This is a genomic window from Streptomyces cupreus, assembly GCF_014257025.1.
In the GTDB taxonomy this organism is placed as follows: Bacteria; Actinomycetota; Actinomycetes; order Streptomycetales; family Streptomycetaceae; genus Streptomyces; species Streptomyces cupreus.
The window spans coordinates 1-1618 of the sequence record NZ_JACMSF010000160.1 but is presented as its reverse complement, the minus strand read 5'-3'; the positions used below and the strand labels follow the sequence as shown (position 1 = coordinate 1618).

General features: G+C 71.5%; 1 protein-coding gene. It reads right to left on the bottom strand.

Annotated elements, in window-relative coordinates:
- Positions 1 to 1618, bottom strand: a 1618-nt coding sequence (locus tag H4N64_RS44075; protein ID WP_186288246.1) for a DUF4118 domain-containing protein, incomplete at both ends; no start/stop codon positions are given.

The window sequence follows — 1618 nt, the reverse complement described above, 5'->3', positions numbered from 1 at the left end:
GAGCGCCATATGGTCGCCCACCGGCATGTCCACGTCCGCGTCCTCAGGCCGCTCGACCGGACCGCCCTGGCCGACCCTGCCCGCGCAGGTCCACGGATCGATGTCACTCGCCCGCTCCAGCAGGGCCGCCGACTCCATCCCGAAGGTCTCCCGGACCCGCTCCAGCAGCGCCTCCAGACTGGTCTCGCCGCGCAGCACGTTGCCTGCGAGGAAGGAGAGGATCTCCGACTCGGCGCGCAGCCGGGCGGCCTGGTGGGTACGGCGGGCGGCGAGGTCGACCACGGAGGCGACGGAGACCGCCACGGCCACGAAGATCGCCAGGGCGAGGATGTTCTTCGGGTCGGCGATGGTGATCCGGTGCACGGGCGGCGTGAAGAACCAGTTCAGCAGCAGCGAACCGACCAGCGCCGAGGCCAGCGCGGGCAGCAGCCCGCCGAGCAGCGCCGCGGCCACTGTCAGGGTCAGGAACAGCAGCATGTTGTTCGTGAGACCCAGATCGGTGTCGACGTTCGTCAGCAGCAGCGTGAGCAGGGCCGGACCACCGACTCCGGCCAGCCAGCCCCACACGATCCGGGACCGGCCGAGCCGGGCGCCCCGCGCCACCGGCAGCCCGCGCCCCTTGGCGACCTCTTCGTGAGTGACGATGTGCACGTCGAGATCGGGCCCCGACTCCCGGGCGACGGTCGCTCCGACGCCGGGCCCGAAGACGTACTGCCAGGTCTTGCGGCGCGAGGAGCCGAGCACGATCTGGGTGGCGTTCACCCCGCGCGCGAAGGCCAGCAGCGCGGCCGGTATGTCGTCGCCGACGACGTGGTGGAAGGTGCCGCCGAGATCCTCGACGAGGGTGCGCTGTACGGCGAGTTCCTTGGGCGAGGCCGAGGTCAGCCCGTCGCTGCGGGCTATGTAGACGGCGAGCACCTCGCCGCCGGCGCCCTTCTCGGCCAGCCGCGCGGCCCGCCGGATCAGGGTCCGGCCCTCGGGACCGCCGGTCAGCCCGACCACGATCCGCTCGCGCGAGCCCCAGATCTTCGACACCCGGTGCTCGCCGCGATAGGCGCGCAGATATTCGTCGACCCGGTCGGCCACCCACAGCAGCGCGAGCTCGCGCAGGGCCGTCAGATTGCCGGGCCGGAAGTAGTTGGACAGGGCCGCGTCGACCTTGTCGGGCCGGTAGACGTTGCCGTGCGCCATCCGTCGGCGCAGGGCCTGCGGGGACATGTCGACGAGCTCGATCTGGTCGGCGCGGCGCACCACCTCGTCCGGCACGGTCTCCTGCTGCCGTACACCGGTGATGGACTCGACGACATCGCCGAGGGACTCCAGGTGCTGGATGTTGACGGTCGATATGACGTCGATCCCGGCCGCGAGGAGTTCCTCGACGTCCTGCCAGCGCTTGGTGTTGCGGGAGCCGGGGACATTGCTGTGGGCGAGCTCGTCCACCAGCGCCACCTGGGGTCGCCGGGCGAGGACGGCGTCGACGTCCATCTCGGTGAAGGCGCTTCCCCGGTACGCCAGCTCCCGGCGCGGGAGCTGCTCCAGGCCGTGCAGCATCACCTCGGTGCGGGGCCGGTCGTAGTGCTCCACGAACGCCACCACGCAGTCGGTGCCCCGCTCGGCA